16 protein-coding genes, 1 tRNA gene and 1 other RNA gene are annotated in these 17,154 nt (G+C 34.5%); 17 read left to right on the top strand and 1 reads right to left on the bottom strand.

Annotated features, from left to right (window positions below):
• Positions 1-735: 735 nt before the first annotated feature.
• The 10 genes from HNQ94_RS14160 to HNQ94_RS14115 all read left to right on the top strand — a co-directional run bounded on the left by HNQ94_RS14160 (position 736) and on the right by HNQ94_RS14115 (position 11,079).
• Positions 736-1,077 carry a hypothetical protein gene (locus tag HNQ94_RS14160; RefSeq protein ID WP_174497998.1) on the top strand — a complete coding sequence of 114 codons (342 nt, stop codon included), beginning with the start codon at positions 736-738 and terminating at the stop codon, positions 1,075-1,077.
• Between the two features lie 149 nt (positions 1,078-1,226).
• A complete protein-coding gene (locus HNQ94_RS14155; RefSeq protein WP_174497997.1) occupies positions 1,227-2,276 on the top strand; it encodes a tyrosine-type recombinase/integrase in 1,050 nt (349 codons plus the stop codon).
• Positions 2,277-2,374: 98 nt separating this feature from the next.
• A tRNA-Arg gene (locus HNQ94_RS14150) sits at positions 2,375-2,458 on the top strand.
• Between the two features lie 186 nt (positions 2,459-2,644).
• Positions 2,645-3,991 carry a spore germination protein gene (locus HNQ94_RS14145; protein ID WP_174497996.1) on the top strand — a complete coding sequence of 449 codons (1,347 nt, stop codon included), beginning with the start codon at positions 2,645-2,647 and terminating at the stop codon, positions 3,989-3,991.
• Positions 3,992-4,011: 20 nt separating this feature from the next.
• Positions 4,012-5,103, top strand: coding sequence for a GerAB/ArcD/ProY family transporter (locus HNQ94_RS14140; RefSeq protein WP_174497995.1), 1,092 nt, complete (start codon positions 4,012-4,014; stop codon positions 5,101-5,103).
• Positions 5,103-6,197 (top strand): Ger(x)C family spore germination protein, encoded by a 1,095-nt coding sequence (locus tag HNQ94_RS14135; RefSeq protein ID WP_174497994.1) that lies wholly within the window; start codon positions 5,103-5,105, stop codon positions 6,195-6,197. Before HNQ94_RS14140 ends, HNQ94_RS14135 begins: the two co-directional genes overlap by 1 nt.
• 120 nt (positions 6,198-6,317) lie before the next feature.
• A complete protein-coding gene (locus HNQ94_RS14130; protein ID WP_174497993.1) occupies positions 6,318-6,917 on the top strand; it encodes a hypothetical protein in 600 nt (199 codons plus the stop codon).
• 204 nt (positions 6,918-7,121) lie between these two features.
• On the top strand, positions 7,122-8,840 hold the full coding sequence (gene acsA / locus HNQ94_RS14125) for an acetate--CoA ligase (protein WP_174497992.1): 1,719 nt from the start codon (positions 7,122-7,124) through the stop codon (positions 8,838-8,840).
• A gap of 150 nt (positions 8,841-8,990) precedes the next feature.
• On the top strand, positions 8,991-10,283 hold the full coding sequence (locus HNQ94_RS14120; RefSeq protein ID WP_174498000.1) for a purine/pyrimidine permease: 1,293 nt from the start codon (positions 8,991-8,993) through the stop codon (positions 10,281-10,283).
• Positions 10,284-10,326: 43 nt separating this feature from the next.
• A complete protein-coding gene (locus tag HNQ94_RS14115; protein WP_174497991.1) occupies positions 10,327-11,079 on the top strand; it encodes a DUF3891 family protein in 753 nt (250 codons plus the stop codon).
• Positions 11,080-11,137: 58 nt separating this feature from the next.
• On the opposite strand, the gene HNQ94_RS14110 is transcribed toward HNQ94_RS14115, so the two are convergent.
• Positions 11,138-12,418: a LysM peptidoglycan-binding domain-containing protein gene (locus HNQ94_RS14110; protein WP_174497990.1), complete on the bottom strand. Its 1,281-nt coding sequence runs from the start codon at positions 12,416-12,418 to the stop codon at positions 11,138-11,140.
• 153 nt (positions 12,419-12,571) lie between these two features.
• Here HNQ94_RS14110 and tadA point away from each other — a divergent pair, with 153 nt between their 5' ends.
• The 7 genes from tadA to HNQ94_RS14075 all read left to right on the top strand — a co-directional run bounded on the left by tadA (position 12,572) and on the right by HNQ94_RS14075 (position 16,789).
• The gene (tadA, locus tag HNQ94_RS14105; protein ID WP_376697752.1) at positions 12,572-13,054 is read left to right on the top strand and encodes a tRNA adenosine(34) deaminase TadA; all 483 of its coding nucleotides are present in this window, start codon (positions 12,572-12,574) and stop codon (positions 13,052-13,054) included.
• Between the two features lie 125 nt (positions 13,055-13,179).
• Positions 13,180-13,445, top strand: an RNA gene (ffs, locus tag HNQ94_RS14100) — signal recognition particle sRNA large type.
• 149 nt (positions 13,446-13,594) lie between these two features.
• Positions 13,595-15,286, top strand: coding sequence for a DNA polymerase III subunit gamma/tau (gene dnaX, locus HNQ94_RS14095; RefSeq protein WP_174497989.1), 1,692 nt, complete (start codon positions 13,595-13,597; stop codon positions 15,284-15,286).
• 12 nt (positions 15,287-15,298) lie between these two features.
• Positions 15,299-15,619 carry a YbaB/EbfC family nucleoid-associated protein gene (locus HNQ94_RS14090; RefSeq protein ID WP_174497988.1) on the top strand — a complete coding sequence of 107 codons (321 nt, stop codon included), beginning with the start codon at positions 15,299-15,301 and terminating at the stop codon, positions 15,617-15,619.
• 13 nt (positions 15,620-15,632) lie between these two features.
• The gene (recR, locus tag HNQ94_RS14085) at positions 15,633-16,229 is read left to right on the top strand and encodes a recombination mediator RecR (RefSeq protein ID WP_174497987.1); all 597 of its coding nucleotides are present in this window, start codon (positions 15,633-15,635) and stop codon (positions 16,227-16,229) included.
• 14 nt (positions 16,230-16,243) lie between these two features.
• Complete coding sequence (locus tag HNQ94_RS14080) at positions 16,244-16,459, top strand: YaaL family protein (RefSeq protein WP_174497986.1); 216 nt, start codon at positions 16,244-16,246, stop codon at positions 16,457-16,459.
• A 63-nt stretch (positions 16,460-16,522) separates the two neighbouring features.
• Complete coding sequence (locus HNQ94_RS14075; RefSeq protein ID WP_174497985.1) at positions 16,523-16,789, top strand: pro-sigmaK processing inhibitor BofA family protein; 267 nt, start codon at positions 16,523-16,525, stop codon at positions 16,787-16,789.
• Positions 16,790-17,154: the final 365 nt, after the last annotated feature.

The raw sequence follows: 17,154 nt of genomic DNA, 5'->3' as shown, positions 1-17,154 counted from the left end.
GTGTGAAGATAAGTGGCTTTTTGCATTAAAACATCACAAAAAAAGGAATGAGTGCTATTCCTATAAGTGCGATGAAAGGCAGCAAAGTCTATCATGCGTGAAGACAAGTGGCTTTTTGCATTAAAACATCACAAAAAAAGGAATGAGTGCTATTCCTATAAGTGCGATGAAAGGCAGCAAAGTCTATCATGCGTGAAGATAAGTGGCTTTTTGCATTAAAACATCACAAAAAAAGGAATGAGTGCTATTCCTATAAGTGCGATGAAAGGCAGCAAAGTCTATCATGCGTGAAGATAAGTGGCTTTTTGCATTAAAACATCACAAAAAAAGGAATGAGTGCTATTCCTATAAGTGCGATGAAAAGCAGCAAAAAAAGCAGTGGACCTAACTTAATTAAGTCTACTGCTTTTTGGTTTTAGGCAAAAAATAAAAAAAATTTAAAAAAACAGACGTTTTTAATACAAAGCTATTCTTATTTTGTAGATTAAAGATAGGAGGTTAATTGCTAGAAAAAAAGATTAATAGAAAGCGAGGAATTAACATCATGTAAATAAGACAAAAAAATTTTTTAAAAAAAACAGACGTTTTTAATACAAAGGCATTCTTATTCTATAGATTAGAGATAGAAGGTTGTTTACTAGGAAATAGAAATTAATAGAAGGCGAGGAATTAAGCAATTAAGTGAACATTTTTGAAAAAAAACACTAAAAAATGCAACTTTTAGGGAGGTTTAAAATGAATTGTTTTAAGTGTAAAAATACACATTTAGACATGGTAAAGGTTAATGATTATGTAGTAGTTTGCCCGATGTGCGATATGAAATTTGATGTAAGACATGCAGAGAAAACTGAAAAAAAGTTAATGCAAAAATCTTACCATTATATGAGTAATGAACCATTAGCTGAACAGTTTTTTAATTATTTAAGAAGTAAGGATGTAGATATAAATATGGTCAAATATGGCATTTCACAATGGCTTTACATTGGTGATAAAGGTCTTTCTATTGTTCGCAAGCATTTTGCAAAAGAGAAAATTGAAACCGAAAATAAACTTAAAGATATAAAGAGAATTTTATAACGTTATCATAGTGTCGCGATACGACTCTTTTGTGCAAATTAAGGTTTTCGGAGATAACAATTTGGAAGCTTATCAACACAATAAGTCGAATCTCTTTACTTATAACTAGGTAAAGGAAATTTTTAAAAAATATTGAAAGGAATATGTAAATGAATACAAAAAGAAGAATTAAACGCATTAGAAATAAACTAAAAGAAACAGATACATGTAATTCACAACAAAATGGACATAACATGGGTATAGAAGAGGGATTTAGCATCTTTATACAGTCAAAGACTAACGAAAATTTAAAAGAGAGAACTATCTCTGACCATAAAAAACACTTTGAATATTTTACAAAATATTTATATAAGTTTAAGCCACACATTAAAAGGATAAAAGATATTTCTATTCAAGATATTAATGATTATATCTCTTATATGAAAAATGCAAAAAGGTGTTGGGATGACCATTGTGATTTGAAAAATGTTTCAGAAAGAATCGGATTAAAATCTACAACAATTAATATAAGGCTTAGAACATTAAAAGCACAGTTTCGTTTTTGGTATAGAAAAGGGTATATTACAGATGATATTGCAAAAGAAATAACATTATTAAAAGAGGATAAGGTTGATTTCAAGGCTTTCAAAAAAGAACACATCAAAAGAATTTTAGCTCAAATTGAATTTAATAGTAAATACACAGAGTTTAGGGACTATGTATTAATATATTTATTAATTGATACTGGTGCGAGGATAAATCATTTATTATCTCTTAAAATGGAGAACATAAATTTTATTACTCGTACATTCACTCTAGAAGCAGATAAGTCAAAAATTAGAGAAGACACAGTTTATAGTTTTACAGGGAGAACAGGTCAGTGGTTAAAAAAGTTAGTAGAGTATAATCGTAGTAATTTACAAATCACTAATGGTTTTGTTTTCATGACAATAGAAGGCAAACAGTATAAAGCTGATACTTTCCGGAAAAGATTGAAGGATTATGGTAAAAAGGCAAATGTACCTAGTGATATAAAAATAACGCCACATTCTTTTAGACACTTTTATGCTACTGATGCGTATGAAAAGGGTGCTAGTCTTTTGGAGCTTAAAAGTTTGTTAAAACACAAATGTTTAGAGGCAACCATGAGGTATATTCACGATGATGTAGACCACTATCGAAAAACACATAATCAATACTCTCCAGTACATAATTTTTAAGGAAGTGCATTTAGCGGCGCTTCCTTTTTTGTATTATAGACCAAACTACTATATAATAATAAAAACGCCATCGGTTTAAGTAGACCGTTGGAACAGAAGGCTTTTAATGGTTTTAATAAATGTGGTTTTAGGCGCACGGTTTCCTAAACCATGCGTCGGAGGTTCGAATCCTCTCGGGGCCACTTTCCTAGAGTGAAAAGCAAGAAGATCAATTCATATGATCTTCTTGCTTTTTTCTTTTTATCAATGAGCTTTCAAATAAGTTGGTTTTAAAAGAAACAGAGTCTATTCCGTCCAAGTATATCCTTTTGTGATTAGTCAAAACTATATAAGTATTGAATTGTAATCAAAAAGGAGAATTAACTTAAATGCGTCGTATAAAAAGTCAAGCTGATACACTTAAACAATTGCTTGAAGAAAATTTTAAATCGACGGAGGATGCAACATTTAAAACGCTTGATAATGGTCAAGACCAAATAGAAATGGTTTATATAAATACAATAGTAGATAATGCAAAAATTCATGATCTTTTTTTAAAGCCTTTTTTTGAGATTGATAAAATAAATAAGTATGTTTCCTATATAAAAAGCCTTAATGATTATAAAGAATATAAAAATGAAAAAGAAGCAATGAAAGAAGTGCTACACGGGGCTATCGTGTTATTAATTGAAGATGAGGCATTAATTGTTGGACTGAAACTCCAAGAAAATAGTGCTGTCCAAAACGCTATGGTAGAAGCAACAATCATGGGTCCACAAACAGCATTAAGTGAGAATATTAATACGAATATTAACTTAATTCGACATCGCTATCATGTGCCTACCTTAAAAGTTGAAAAACCAATGCTAATGGGAGAAAAATCAAAAGTAGAATTGGCAATCCTTTATGATGAACAGCAAGTGAAACCGGAAGTTCTTAAAAAAATAAAGAATCAATTAGAACAAATAAATGAACCTATTATTCAATCATCTGGAGAACTCCATAGAGCCATTATTCAAAACAATAAAAGACTATTTCCGCATTTAATGGTGACAGAACGACCAGACCGGATTGCTTATAATCTATCACAAGGAAAAATCATTATTATGATTGAAGGAAATCCTTTTGTGCTAATAGCTCCTGCAGTCTTTTATGATTTTATGAGCGCAATGGAGGATTTTTATCAACCATATTGGGTATCAAAGTTTCTTATTAGTTTAAGATACATTGGGCTATTTATAAGTTTATTTTTACCTGCCGCATATGTCGGGATAACCTCTTTTAATCCTGAGGTGTTTCGAGTTCAATTAGCTTTTTCCATTGCTGGAAGTCGTATCCCTGTTCCTTATCCATCCTATATAGAAGTTTTATTTATGCTCATTATGATGGAAATGTTAACGGAGGCATCTATACGATTACCAAAAACAATTGGACCGACAGCTACGACTGTTGGGGGATTAATATTAGGACAAGCAGCGACAGAAGCAGGATTAGTATCAAACATAATGATTATTATAGTAGCAGCTGTTGCGATATCAAACTTTATTATTCCTATAAATGAAATGAGTTTCTCTATGCGAGTATCCAAATACTTGTTGCTATTTCTTACGACTATATCAGGTTTAATTGGCCTGATGATTGGAACAATTGGTTTAATTTATTATTTAGTACATTTAGATAGTGTTGGAGAGCCCTATTTAAAGTTATTTTTTGATGAGAAAAAACAGCAGACTTAACAATTTGAAGGAGCGATTAGGTGAACCGATATTTTCACTACTTGGTTATTTTAAATATGCTTGCGAATGTAGTCGCCCTTGTACCGAAAGTGTTAATCGAACATAGATTGAATGGCGTAGTAGTCTCCATATTCATTGGCGTTGCATTGAGTCTTCTCTTTTTTTATGTGTTTGCCAATTCAATGTTTAAATTTCCTGGTAAAGGAGAACCAGAGATCATCAAAGCTTATACTCCTAAATGGTTTGCCTCTAGTTATCTTTTTATTATCGGGATCTTTTATTTTATAGCAGCCGGGATTATTTTACTAACATTTATTGATATAACATTGCGATTTATTAATCCAGATATGTCCTCTTTGTATACAGCATTTCTTTTTTTATCGATTGTTTGTGCTGGTGCTTTAATGAAAACTGAAAAAACACTATATGCATTAGAAATAATCTTAGTTATTAGTCTTCCACTTATTTTAGGAATTTTTCTTAAATCGTTATTTAATCCTTATTTAAGCTGGGATTCGATGAAAGTTATTGTACAGCATTCCTTCGATAGTATTTCGATAGAATCCGTTGGAGCTGCGTCCTATTCATTTGTTGGTTTTTATTATCTTGCTATTTATAATAGGTTATTTACAGAGAAGGTAAAGCCAATAAAAATTAGATATATCCTTTTAATAGGAATAGTAGGCACGGTCAATATTTTTACATCTTTAATGATTCCTATTGGCTATAACGGTGTAGATGGAATAGGGGATTTTAATTATCCATGGTTTTCAACTGCAGACGCTATTCGAATGGAGTTTGGATTTATTGAAAGAGTATTATTTATCTTCTTACTTCTATATATTGGTATTTCCATTATAAGCGCCACAATAAGCTCACATACAGGCCTAGAAATTATTAAGAGTGTGCTACCCTCATTTAAGTGGAAAAATAGAGAGCTCATGCCAATAATCGTTATTTTACTATTTTCTATGGTAACGATTTTAGCCCAATACTATTTGCCACAAGGAAAATTATATGAATTTACTAAAATCTTTTTTATAGGTCTTTTAGGAGTAGGGATGTTTAAAACCTTCTTAATGATTTGGATTGTAAGGAGGGCAAAAAAGTAATGTTTCCATATATAAAGATAATCTTTTTTCTTGTTTTATGTAGCTTACTAGTAAGTTGCGGATTTAAGGATATAGATAAACGTTCATTTGTTGTGACAATTGGAATTGATAAACCAGAGAATAAGGAAGAAGGCTATGATATTAGTTTGAAAATTGCATTACCAAGTTCTGATCCAAAGACTCAAGGGGAAGAATTTATTATTCACACGGAAACAGCTAGAACCGTTTCAGAAGCTGTACGCTTAATTAAAGCAAAATCAGGTAACGAATTAGATTTCGGTCATATGAAAATGATTGTGTTTGGAGAAAAACTCCTCCAAGAGGATATTACACAAATTATGGATTGGTTCACGAGAAGAAGAGACATTCAAAAAATTGCTTTTGTTGGAAGTGGTAAGCCAACAGCGAAAGCTATTTTAGAGTTAAAACCAAAAGGGGAAAGATTACCGTCTAATAAACTATTTTTATTTTTTGGTGAAACAGGTACAGAGTCCCCTTACGTAACAACAAATTACCTTTTTCATTTTTACCGTAACTTAATGGATAGAGGAATTGACCCCTATTTGCCTATAATTGAAACAAAAAATGAAGAATTTGAGATAACAACGATGAGTGTCTTGAAAAATGGGAAAAACGCAATTGTACTTGATAAAGAAGAAACGAAAACATTTAACGTCCTTAACAGGGAGTATGATAAGGTAAACCTTAAAATCGAGCAAGAAAATATCTATTTTATGTTATCTGTAGATAGTATAAGTGCTGAGTATACAATCGTAGAGACAAAAAATATTCCGTACATAGAATATGATGTAAATATTAAAGGTATTATAGAGGAGTCATTACAGCAGTTAGACAATACCAAGATCGATGAATACAGTAAGATGGTAGAAGATGTTTTTACAACGGAAATACAAAACCTCTTGGAAAAGTTTCAAGAGAAATCTGTTGACCCAATGGGATTTGGTTTAAGGTATAGGGCTACGCATAATGGAACAGAGGAAGCTAAATGGAAAAAATGGCAAAGTATTTATCCCGCTCTGCAATTTCGTGTAAAGGTACAAACAGATATAAAAAGTACAGGAATAATTGAATAAGTAAAAAAAGAAAGGAGATGTAATAAAACATCTCCTTTTTGTATGAATTAATCATAACGAATTCACCTCCACATGAATTATATAAAGAAGGGGCAACTTTTTATTTTTGGGGGTGTACAATTGGAAGCAATGGAAGCCTTTTTTAATGTAGAGTTTACAGCATTTGTTGCTCTTTCTTTTATTCTGTATTCGATACGCCGGGCAACTCAAATTGATAAACGGTATATTCCGGTAATAGGTATTTTATTTGGTATCGCATTTGCTGCATTTGAGTCACAAGGTTTTAACTTTGATATTATGATGACTGGGATTAAGTATGCACTTTACGCAGTCGGTGTTGTTGCCGGTGTTAAATACACCCAAATGGGACTCGAAAAGGAAAAAGAAAATGGTCGAGGCTTACTTCAACCTAATATCCTTCAAAATAAGCAACAAGGGAACATGCAAGAGGAACAAACAACAACAACTACTACTAATAATGATCTAAATAACAACGTCCCAAATAATGAAGCCGAAAATAATGTTGTAAGCAACAATGAAAATAATACCCCGAGTAATGAATCAACTAATACCAATAATAATAGTGAAGAAGTAGATACTAGTAACGACAACAGTGAATCTAAAAACCAAAAAAGTAACAACGACAATAATGAAGCTAATGCGAGAAATACCATTCAAAGACTTCGAGAAGAAAACAGAAGAAGAAGAATGCAGGATTGATGAAAGAATAAGGTGGGGTTATCCCTACCTTTTTCTTTTTCTTACATAAAATACTAAACCCTTTAAATTATTCGAAATTTCAGATAGAATAAAGATAACTAAATGCTTAAAGTATAAATATTATGAGTAAGAAATGCATAGGTTGTAGTAAACATTTTGTTTCGTTATTTGGAAACGATTTCAATGAAGGGGTGAGGGATTAGAATGAATATGAAACCTATTGAGGCGAGATCTGGTAATTACAATTTAAAAAACTATGAGGAAACGTATAACGACTTTAATTGGGAGGATGTAAAAAAACAATTTAGTTGGAATGAAACAGGTAAGGTTAATATTGCCTATGAAGCTATTGATCGTCATGCGGATGATCCTTCAATGAAAGATAAAGTAGCACTACATTACTCCGCTCCTGGAAGAGAAGAAACTCTTACATTTGAAGATTTAAAAAAGAAGAGTAATCAGTTTGCTAATGTTTTAGATAAGTACGGGATAAATAAAGGAGATCGTGTCTTTTTATTTATGCCAAGAAGCCCTGAGTTTTATATGAGTTTTCTCGGCATACTAAAGAAAGCTGCTATAGCAGGTCCTCTTTTTGAAGCTTTTATGGAACAAGCCGTTCACGATAGATTAGAAGACAGTGAAGCGAAAATGCTTATTACAACACCTGATTTATTAGAAAGAGTTCCACAAGATAAACTACCTCATTTAAAGCAAATTGTTTTAGTTGGGGATACTACAGGATTTGAAGGAGATCAATATATTGATTTCCAAAAAGAAATGAATGAGGCATCGGAATCTTTTGATGTAGAGTGGGTAGATTTAGAGGATGGTATGCTCCTTCATTATACATCGGGTTCTACAGGTAAACCTAAGGGGGTCTACCATGTTCATAATGCGATGATTCAACATTATGCAACAGGGAAATGGGTCTTAGATTTAAAAGAGGATGACGTATATTGGTGTACTGCTGACCCGGGTTGGGTAACGGGTACTAGCTATGGGGTTTTTGCTCCATGGTTAAATGGGGTAACAAATGTCATCCGAGGTGGAAGATTTAGCCCAGATGATTGGTATGAAACAATTGCTAAAAATAATGTAACGGTTTGGTATTCAGCTCCGACTGCTTTTCGTATGCTAATGAGTGCAGGCAGTGAACCAGTTAATAAATATGACTTATCTTCCCTTCGTCATATTTTAAGTGTTGGTGAGCCATTGAATCCAGAAGTAATACATTGGGGAATGGAAGTATTTGATAAGCGAATTCACGATACTTGGTGGATGACAGAAACAGGTGCAATGCTTATTTGTAATTATCCTTGCATGGATATGAAACCAGGTTCAATGGGTAGACCTATACCAGGTGTAGAAGCTTCGATTGTAGATAATGAAGGAAATGAGTTACCACCAAGACAGATGGGTAATCTAGCTATAAAAAAAGGTTGGCCTTCTATGATGAGACAAATTTGGAAGCGTCCAGAAAAATACGAAAGTTACTTTATAAATGGTTGGTATGTTTCAGGAGATAGTGCTTACATGGATGAAGAAGGTTACTTCTGGTTCCAAGGTCGTTTAGATGATGTCATAAATACATCTGGTGAAAGAGTAGGACCTTTTGAAGTGGAAAGTAAACTAATAGAGCACCCTGCAGTAGGGGAAGCGGGAGTTATTGGTAAACCAGACCCTGAACGAGGAGAAATTATTAAAGCCTTCATCACGCTAGTTGATGGGTATGAAGAATCTGATGAGCTTCTTGAGGATATCCGTCAATTTGTAAAAAAAGGACTTAGTGCACATGCTGCACCAAGAGAAATCGAAATTAAGGACAAAATTCCAAAAACAAGAAGCGGAAAAATTATGCGTCGCTTATTAAAGTCATGGGAGCTTGGCCTACCTACTGGTGATACGTCTACTTTAGAAGAATAAACATTACGTAAAGGCAGGGAATGAAAACCCTGCCTTTTTGATGTCTATCGTATGTGAGTATGTTATTTGATCAATTAAGAGAAATGTAACAAAATAATGAGCTTTTATCCTTAATGGTTACATATAAGGAGTGACTACTGATTGAAGAGAATGGAATCCTTCCACCAAACAACATTACAAACGGTTCAGTGGTTTGTATTTTTACTTGCTAGCTCAGTTGCATTACCAATTGTCATCGGTTCGATCTATGAGATGTCTTTTACGGACGTATCAGGGTTAATGCAACGGACTCTTTTTATTGTTGGAATTGCTTGCTTTTTGCAAGGATGGTTTGGTCATCGATTACCAATAGCAGATGGACCAGCCGGGATATGGATTAGTACATTTACTGTATATGCTGTTACAGCAACACAACATGGTGAAACCTTAGGGGACACGCTACGGATATTGGAAACAGCAATGCTGTTAACAGGTTTATTTTTAATCATAATGGGTGTTTTAAAACTTTCACAAAAAGTAATACCTATTTTTACACCTTTAGTTACAGGGGCATTTTTATTTATGTTAACGATACAGCTTAGCGGAACTTTCTTAAGTGGAATGCTGGGCTTGAGTGGAGATAATACAGTCGCACAATTAGATGCAGCGATGATTTCCTTTTTTGTTTTTTTCTTTGTACTAGGATTCTCTATTTTTTGGAAGGGACCATTAAAAAATTATGGTGTACTAATTGGAATTGCGGCTGGTTGGGTATTGGATGCTATTATTAGAGGAAATGAACAACTAAATGTTACGTTACCATTTTTTGAACTACCTGAAATATTTGCTTGGGGATTACCTAAGTGGGATATAGGCACAATACCAATTGCATTTTTAACGGCCGTTATACTTCTTTCGAATATTGTTGCTTCACTAGGTGCAGCAAATTACGCTATCAAAAGAGACTCTACCTTTAGAAGCGAACAAATGAACAGAGGGAGTCTTACTTTAGGGATAAATCAAGGCATTTCTGGTTTATTTTCTGGTGTAGCAGTTGTGACACTGGCATCTTCATCTGGGTTTATAGAGTTAACAGGTCAAAAGAAAAAAAGGCCATTTATGTATGCCTCTCTTTTATTAGTTATTATTGCATTGTTTCCACCCATTGTCGCATTTATATCTATGATGCCTTCACCTGTAGCAAATGCAGCGCTAATGGCTACTTTTGTTCAACTGTTAGGGATTGGATTAAATAATATTGCAAGCCAAAAATTAGATCAACGCCGCTTAACAATACTAGGAATCACATTTTTAATAGGAATCGGCATTATGTTTATGCCACCTGAAACATTTGAAGGGTTCCCTAGCCTTATACAAAATTTAGTTAGCAACGGGCTATTAATGGGTACAATATTAGTTATATTATTAGAAAATTTGTGGAGAGAAACTACTGTTGAAGCATAGTATAGTATTTACCTAACAAATTACATGATTAAGGTGATACGTGATGATAGTTGTTGAAAAAAATGATTATTACCTACTCTTTAAACAACATGACCATGGTGAGGTATCTGGCCAAATAGCAAAGCGTGTAAAGGAAAAATGGTTTAAGGGAAAAGAAGTTCGAAAAGATGTTGAATTTGCAATTCAACACCATGACTATGCATGGATTGATTTGGATAACCAAGTTAAATGGAATGAGGAAAAGAATAGGCCATACTCTTTCATTGATTACCCATTACAAGATAAGTTATTTGCTTATTCAAAAGGGATTAATACTGTTCAACAGCATTCTTATTATGCAGCGCTATTATGTAGTATGCATTACGCGTCGTTTTTCCGTGAACCTATGACCGATTCAAAAATAAAATCATTTATTTCCCAGGAAATGAAGAGGCAAGAAATGTTAAGGGAGAAAATTCAACCAAACGAGGCGTTTGATTTTCATTTTCGATTACTACAATTTTGTGATGATCTATCTTTATACATTTGTCTCAATGATCCAGGTATAAAAAAAGATGATGAATTCCCTTGGTTTAAGGAAGGCTTTTCACAATCGTTTTCTTTTGCAAAAGAAGGAATGTGCGCAGAGTGGCAAGATGAGGAAAGTATAGGGATAGAACCTTTTCCATTCGAGGACTATGTTGAAATAAGTCTCCCTTTTTACAAGTTAGGGAAAGATGGTGTTCATGACATCATTCTAAATGATTTACCACATGACCAGAGGAATGTGAAAATTTACCCTATGGAGAAATCTTAGTTTCATGTAGGAATAACAACCCGTTTCTAAAAACAAGTTGTTATTCCTTTTAGTTATCCTAAAGCTTTTCAACGTTAAAACGGTTATTTAACAGTGCCCAATTTTGCGGGAATGCCAATCCTAGTTTCCAGTAACTCACTCCTCTTAGGTTTAACTCTTTAACTAGATCAAATTTTGCTTCTATTGAACGAGCATCTTCAAACCATACTTCGTGGCGGTTACCCTCAGCGTCTTGGTAAAAAAAGAAAGGTGCTTGTGCTTCTTCATCATACTGAATCTCTACGTTTTGCTCTCTTGCTAATTGTACAGCAGCCTTAGGGCTCAAAGCTTTAGCATATTCTCCACCAGGCTCATAAGGAAGTGTCCAATCATAACCATATAGATTCTGACCTAAAAAGATTTTTTCTGCAGGCATGACAGAGGCAGCATATTCAACGACTTCCCTTACTGGACCTATAGGTGAAACAGCCATTGGTGGCCCACCACTATATCCCCATTCATATGTCATCAATACAACAAAGTCCGCAATTTCTCCATGAGCAGCATAATCGTGTGCTGTATACCATGCACCAACTTGTTCACCAGAAGTTTTAGGGGCTAATGCAGTAGAAAGTAATAAACCTGCCTGAGATAAACGGTTTTTAGCTTTTCTTAGAAAATTATTATAATTTTCTCTTACTTCTTGTGGCAAAAACTCTAAATCAAAATGAATATCGCGGAACCCAATGTTCTTAGCTGTTTCAACAATGTTTGCTAATAGTTTGTCTTGGAAGGCTTCATCTGTGACGATTAAACGACCTAATTCTGCGCTAAATGCCCCTTCCTCTAAATTTGTAATAACCATCATTAATACTGCTTTATTATTAGACGCTATTTGGGCAAATTGGTTTAGAGGAGGGGCAATCAAGGTACCATCTCGATTTACTCGATAGCTAAATGGTGCTAAGTAAGTCAAATATTGAGCTTTAGACCTTGCTGCTTGTTCTAATGTTGGGCTAACCTGCCCTCCTAAAGGCTCTACATAAGCATTAAACTGTTTCGTTACTTTTGGTTCTTGTGGAATCCTGATTATTTGTCCTGCTTGAAGTTGGGTGTTTACGGGAAACTGATTTACTTCAGCGATTCGTTGATAAGGAATATCAAACTTTTGACCAATCACAAACAACGACTCTCCAGGTTGAACCGTATATTGGACAGCTGGAATAACGAGTGCCTGCCCTATTACTAGGTTACCTGGTTGATCTAATTCATTTACTGAAATAATTTGCTGCATAGGGATTTGGAATTTTTGTGCAATATCAAATAGAGAGTCACCTCTTTTAACAACATAAATAATCAATACACAACATCCTTTCCATAATTTACTCTCTTACATATTTATGGTCGATAAACGGAACTATTCTTAGTAGCCAAGCATGACAAACTAAATTCTGTTAATTTTTTAAAAGCATCTATTTATATGATAAAATTTAAAAAAACAGGATAAGATGTGATGAATATGGAACATGAACGATTTATGGAGCTAGCTTTAGAAGAAGCAAAAAAAGCAGAAAGCCTAAATGAAGTGCCGATTGGTGCAATTATTGTTAAAGATGGAGAGGTAATCGCAAGTGGGTATAATTTGAGGGAATCTTCTCAAAAGGCAAAAGCACATGCGGAGTTTTTAGCAATAGAAAAGGCCAATGAAAAACTAAGTAGTTGGCGTTTAGATGGGTGTACGCTATACGTCACTCTAGAACCTTGTCCAATGTGTGCAGGAGCAATTTTACAATCGAGAATTTCAACTGTTGTATTTGGTGCGTATGATCCGAAAGCAGGAAGTTGTGGGTCTTTGTACAATTTAGTCCAAGATAATCGTTTTAATCATGTTGTAGAACTCATACCAGGTGTATTAGCTAAAGAATGTGGTTCGACTCTATCGCGCTTTTTTAGACAACTACGCTTGGCGAAGAAAAAGAATAACGCAGAATCCTAAAAGGAAAAAAGAGAAAATTTTTCACACACATGACAAAACTTGCCACTTAGAAATCATTGCAATTTTAACAAAAAGTAGATATACTAGGTAATGCACATTTCGATGTGTACATGTTAACAGATTTGTCGTGCTAGGTGGGGAGGTAGCGGTGCCCTGTACTCGCAATCCGCTATAGCGAGGCTGAATCCCTATCCGAGGTGAAACAACTTTATGGTCTGCCTTAAGTAAGTGGTGTTGACACCTGGGTCCTGCGCAATGGGAACCCGTGAACCCTGTCAGGTCCGGAAGGAAGCAGCAGTAAGCGGTCATTCTTGTGTGCCGCGGGGTCGCCTGGGTCGAGCCATGAGCTTAAGTAACGCTTGAGGTTGTTTCATCGACGATAGGTGCACGGCTTACATAATTCTACTTAAAACTCACTTTTCAATAAAAGTGAGTTTTTTTATTTACCGTCTTCTATTGAGGTGGATCATATATAGTTTTTGAAATAAGGAATAACAATCGGTTATAATGGTAGGAGAAAGTCCAAAGGAGAACGTGGATATGAGCTATCAAGCATTATACAGAGTTTGGCGTCCTAGAACTTTTCAGGATGTTGTTGGACAAAATCACATTACACGAACATTACAAAATGCTATTTATCATGAAAAGTTTTCTCATGCATACTTGTTTTCTGGTCCTAGAGGAACAGGTAAAACAAGTGCTGCAAAAATATTTGCTAAGGCAGTAAATTGTGAACGTTCTCCAGTAAAAGAGCCATGTAATGAATGCCCATCTTGCCTAGGTATTCAAGATGGTTCTATTTCAGATGTAATCGAAATTGATGCTGCTTCTAACAATGGAGTAGATGATATTAGGGATATAAGGGATAAAGTTAAATATGCACCAAGCTCGATTAAATATAAAGTGTATATTGTCGATGAGGTTCATATGCTATCTACAGGTGCTTTTAACGCTTTACTTAAAACATTAGAAGAGCCACCTGAGCACATTATTTTTATACTAGCTACAACCGAACCGCATAAGATTCCACTAACTATTATTTCCCGTTGTCAACGTTTTGATTTTAAGCGTATTTCTCAATTAGCAATTGTGAATCGATTAAAAGACATTATGAAAGCAGAAAATGTACAAGTGGAAGAAGCTGCATTACAAACAGTTGCTCTTGCTGCAGAAGGCGGAATGAGGGACGCGCTCAGTTTGTTAGATCAAGCTGTATCCTATAGTGAAAAAATGCCTTTATCTGAAGAAGATGTGTTGGCCGTAACAGGTTCCGTTTCTCAAAGGCAAATAGGAGAAGTTATTCATTCTATTGCTCAAAACAATGTGAAGAATGCATTACAATTAATAGATCGTTTTTTGGAGGAAGGGAAAGATTTAGGACGTCTTGTTTTTGATTTAATATACTACCTAAGAGACATACTACTTTATCAAAGTTCAAACAATATAGAAGACTTTTTGGAAAGAGCAGTACCAGATGATCAGTTCAAGGCGTTAACTCAGAATCTAGACCCTAAATGGATCCAATCAGCTATTCGCCAACTCAATGAATGTCAGCAAGAAATGAGATGGACGAATAGTCCAAAGGTATTCATTGAAATTGCAATGTTAAACATTGCAGAAATGAAACCAGATAAGGAAGATACTATCTCCTTATCACCGCAGGTCATGCAGAAAATAGAACAACTAGAAAAGGAATTACTTTCATTAAAACAAAACCAGACAAACCAAAAAGTAGAAGGTCCTAAACAGGAAGATGGACAAAGAACAAAAAGAGTTAACAACGGACGAAAATATAAGGTTCCTTTTGAAAAAATTCGCTATGTCCTTGATAAAGCATCTAAACAAGAATTAAAAAACATTCAGAGCCAATGGGCTACCTTTATGGACTCTTTAAAACAAAATAGTCCACCAGCTTATGCTAAGTTGTATAATAGTAAGCCAAGGGCTGCATCAGACCAATCCGTTGTATTATCATTTAAGTATGAAATTCATTGTTCCCTTATGTTGGAGAATCAAGATACAATAGAAGGACAATTAGCACAATTTATAGGGAAAAGATTTGAAATTATTCCGATACCGGAAGAGGATTGGCAACATCTCCGAGAAGAATATGTACAGAAACAACGTCAACAAGATAATGAAGAGGAAATGGAACAAGAAGCAGAAGATCCTTTAATAGCTGAGGCTAGAAAACTAGTTGGCGATGACTTATTAGAAATTCAAGATAATTAAGGAGGAATTTATATGCGTGGTGGTATGGGTAATATGAATAACATGATGAAACAAATGCAAAAAATGCAAAAGAAAATGATGGATGCACAAGAAGAGCTACATGGTAAAACTTTTGAAGCTACAGCTGGTGGTGGAATGGTTAAGGTTGTTGCCAATGGGAAAAAGGAAATTGTCGATGTAGAAATTAAAGAAGAAGCAGTTGATCCGGACGATATTGAAATGTTACAGGATTTAGTTATTGCGGCAACAAATGATGTACTAAAGCAGGTAGACGAAGTGACGAACAGTACAATGGGACAATTCACGAAAGGATTGAACATCCCAGGATTCTAGGAGGATTCTATCCATGTATTATCCTGAACCAATATCAAAACTAGTAGACAGTTTTACAAAATTGCCAGGAATAGGGCCAAAAACGGCGGTTCGCCTGGCTTTTTTTGTGTTAAATATGAAAGAAGAAGATGTCCTTGATTTTGCAAAGTCTTTGGTGAACGCAAAAAGGGAATTAACACATTGTAGCATATGTGGACATATAACAGACCAGGATCCATGTTCCATATGCCAAGATGATACACGGGATGAAACAACTATTTGTGTGGTACAAGATCCTAAAGATGTTATAGCAATGGAAAAAATGAAGGATTATAGAGGTAAGTACCACGTCCTTCATGGGGCAATATCCCCTATGGATGGTATAGGGCCAGAGGATATAAACGTACCAACTTTAATCAGTAGACTCAAGGATGAAAATGTCCAAGAACTTATTTTGGCTACAAACCCTAATATTGAGGGAGAAGCTACTGCAATGTATATTTCAAGACTAGTTAAACCAGCAGGAATCAAAACGACCAGAATTGCACATGGCTTACCTGTAGGTGGGGATTTAGAGTATGCAGATGAGGTTACTTTATCTAAAGCACTAGAAGGTCGTAGGGAACTGTGAGGTGATGAGTTATTATGTTTGGGAGAAAGAAAATTAAAAAGAAAGATTTAGATGAAGAACTATTAATGAAGATTCATCTTTTTAGAAAAGAATGGAATAATTTAAATGATATATTAGAGAATAGTATTGAACCCAGTGAGAAAGGGCTTTTTGATCAAGCAGTTTCGAGGGCTAAATATTTCTTCCTATTAAAAGAAGCAAGAAATCGTCATATAAAAGGAATGCATTAGGTTCTAACTCCCTTTCGCGAGCATAAAATTAAAGAAGTAGGACAAGCGAAAGGAGAGTCAGACGTGGATTCATATATTGTGATTGGGATAATACTTGCAGTTATTGTTTTAATTTTATTAAAGGGACTTCCTGTTAATGCATTGCGGTTTGTTTCTCAAGGTGTCGTGAAAATATTAATAGGTGCGTTACTACTATTCTTTTTAAACGTGTTTGGTGCAAGTATAGGGTTACACATTCCTATTAACTTATTTACAACAGTTATTACAGGCTTTTTAGGAATTTCAGGCTTAGCATCACTCTCTGCAATACACATATTTTTATTACCATAAATTGGGCTGAATAAATCAGCCCAATTATATTGCTTTACCTGTAATACCATGATATATTATTAGTCCGCTATCGAAAACAGCGGTTTACTGAAAAAGATAACAAAACAGTTTTGTCGCTAAAAATAATTCGACAAAAAAATACAAAAGGTTGTTGACATGATATCAACAATTTGATATACTTTTAAAGTCGCCATTTTGGGCGGCGCTAACTTTCGAACTTTGAAAACTGAACAAAATAACCAGTACGTCAATTCGCTATTTTTAAATAGCAAGCAACAAAACGAGTTACAAGGATGTCAGCATCCAATACATTTATTGGAGAGTTTGATCCTGGCTCAGGACGAACGCTGGCGGCGTGCCTAATA

Origin of the sequence: Salirhabdus euzebyi (assembly GCF_014207435.1) — a bacterium.
Taxonomy (GTDB): Bacteria; Bacillota; Bacilli; order Bacillales; family Alkalibacillaceae; genus Salirhabdus; species Salirhabdus euzebyi.
This window is presented reverse-complemented; position numbering and strand designations above follow the sequence as displayed.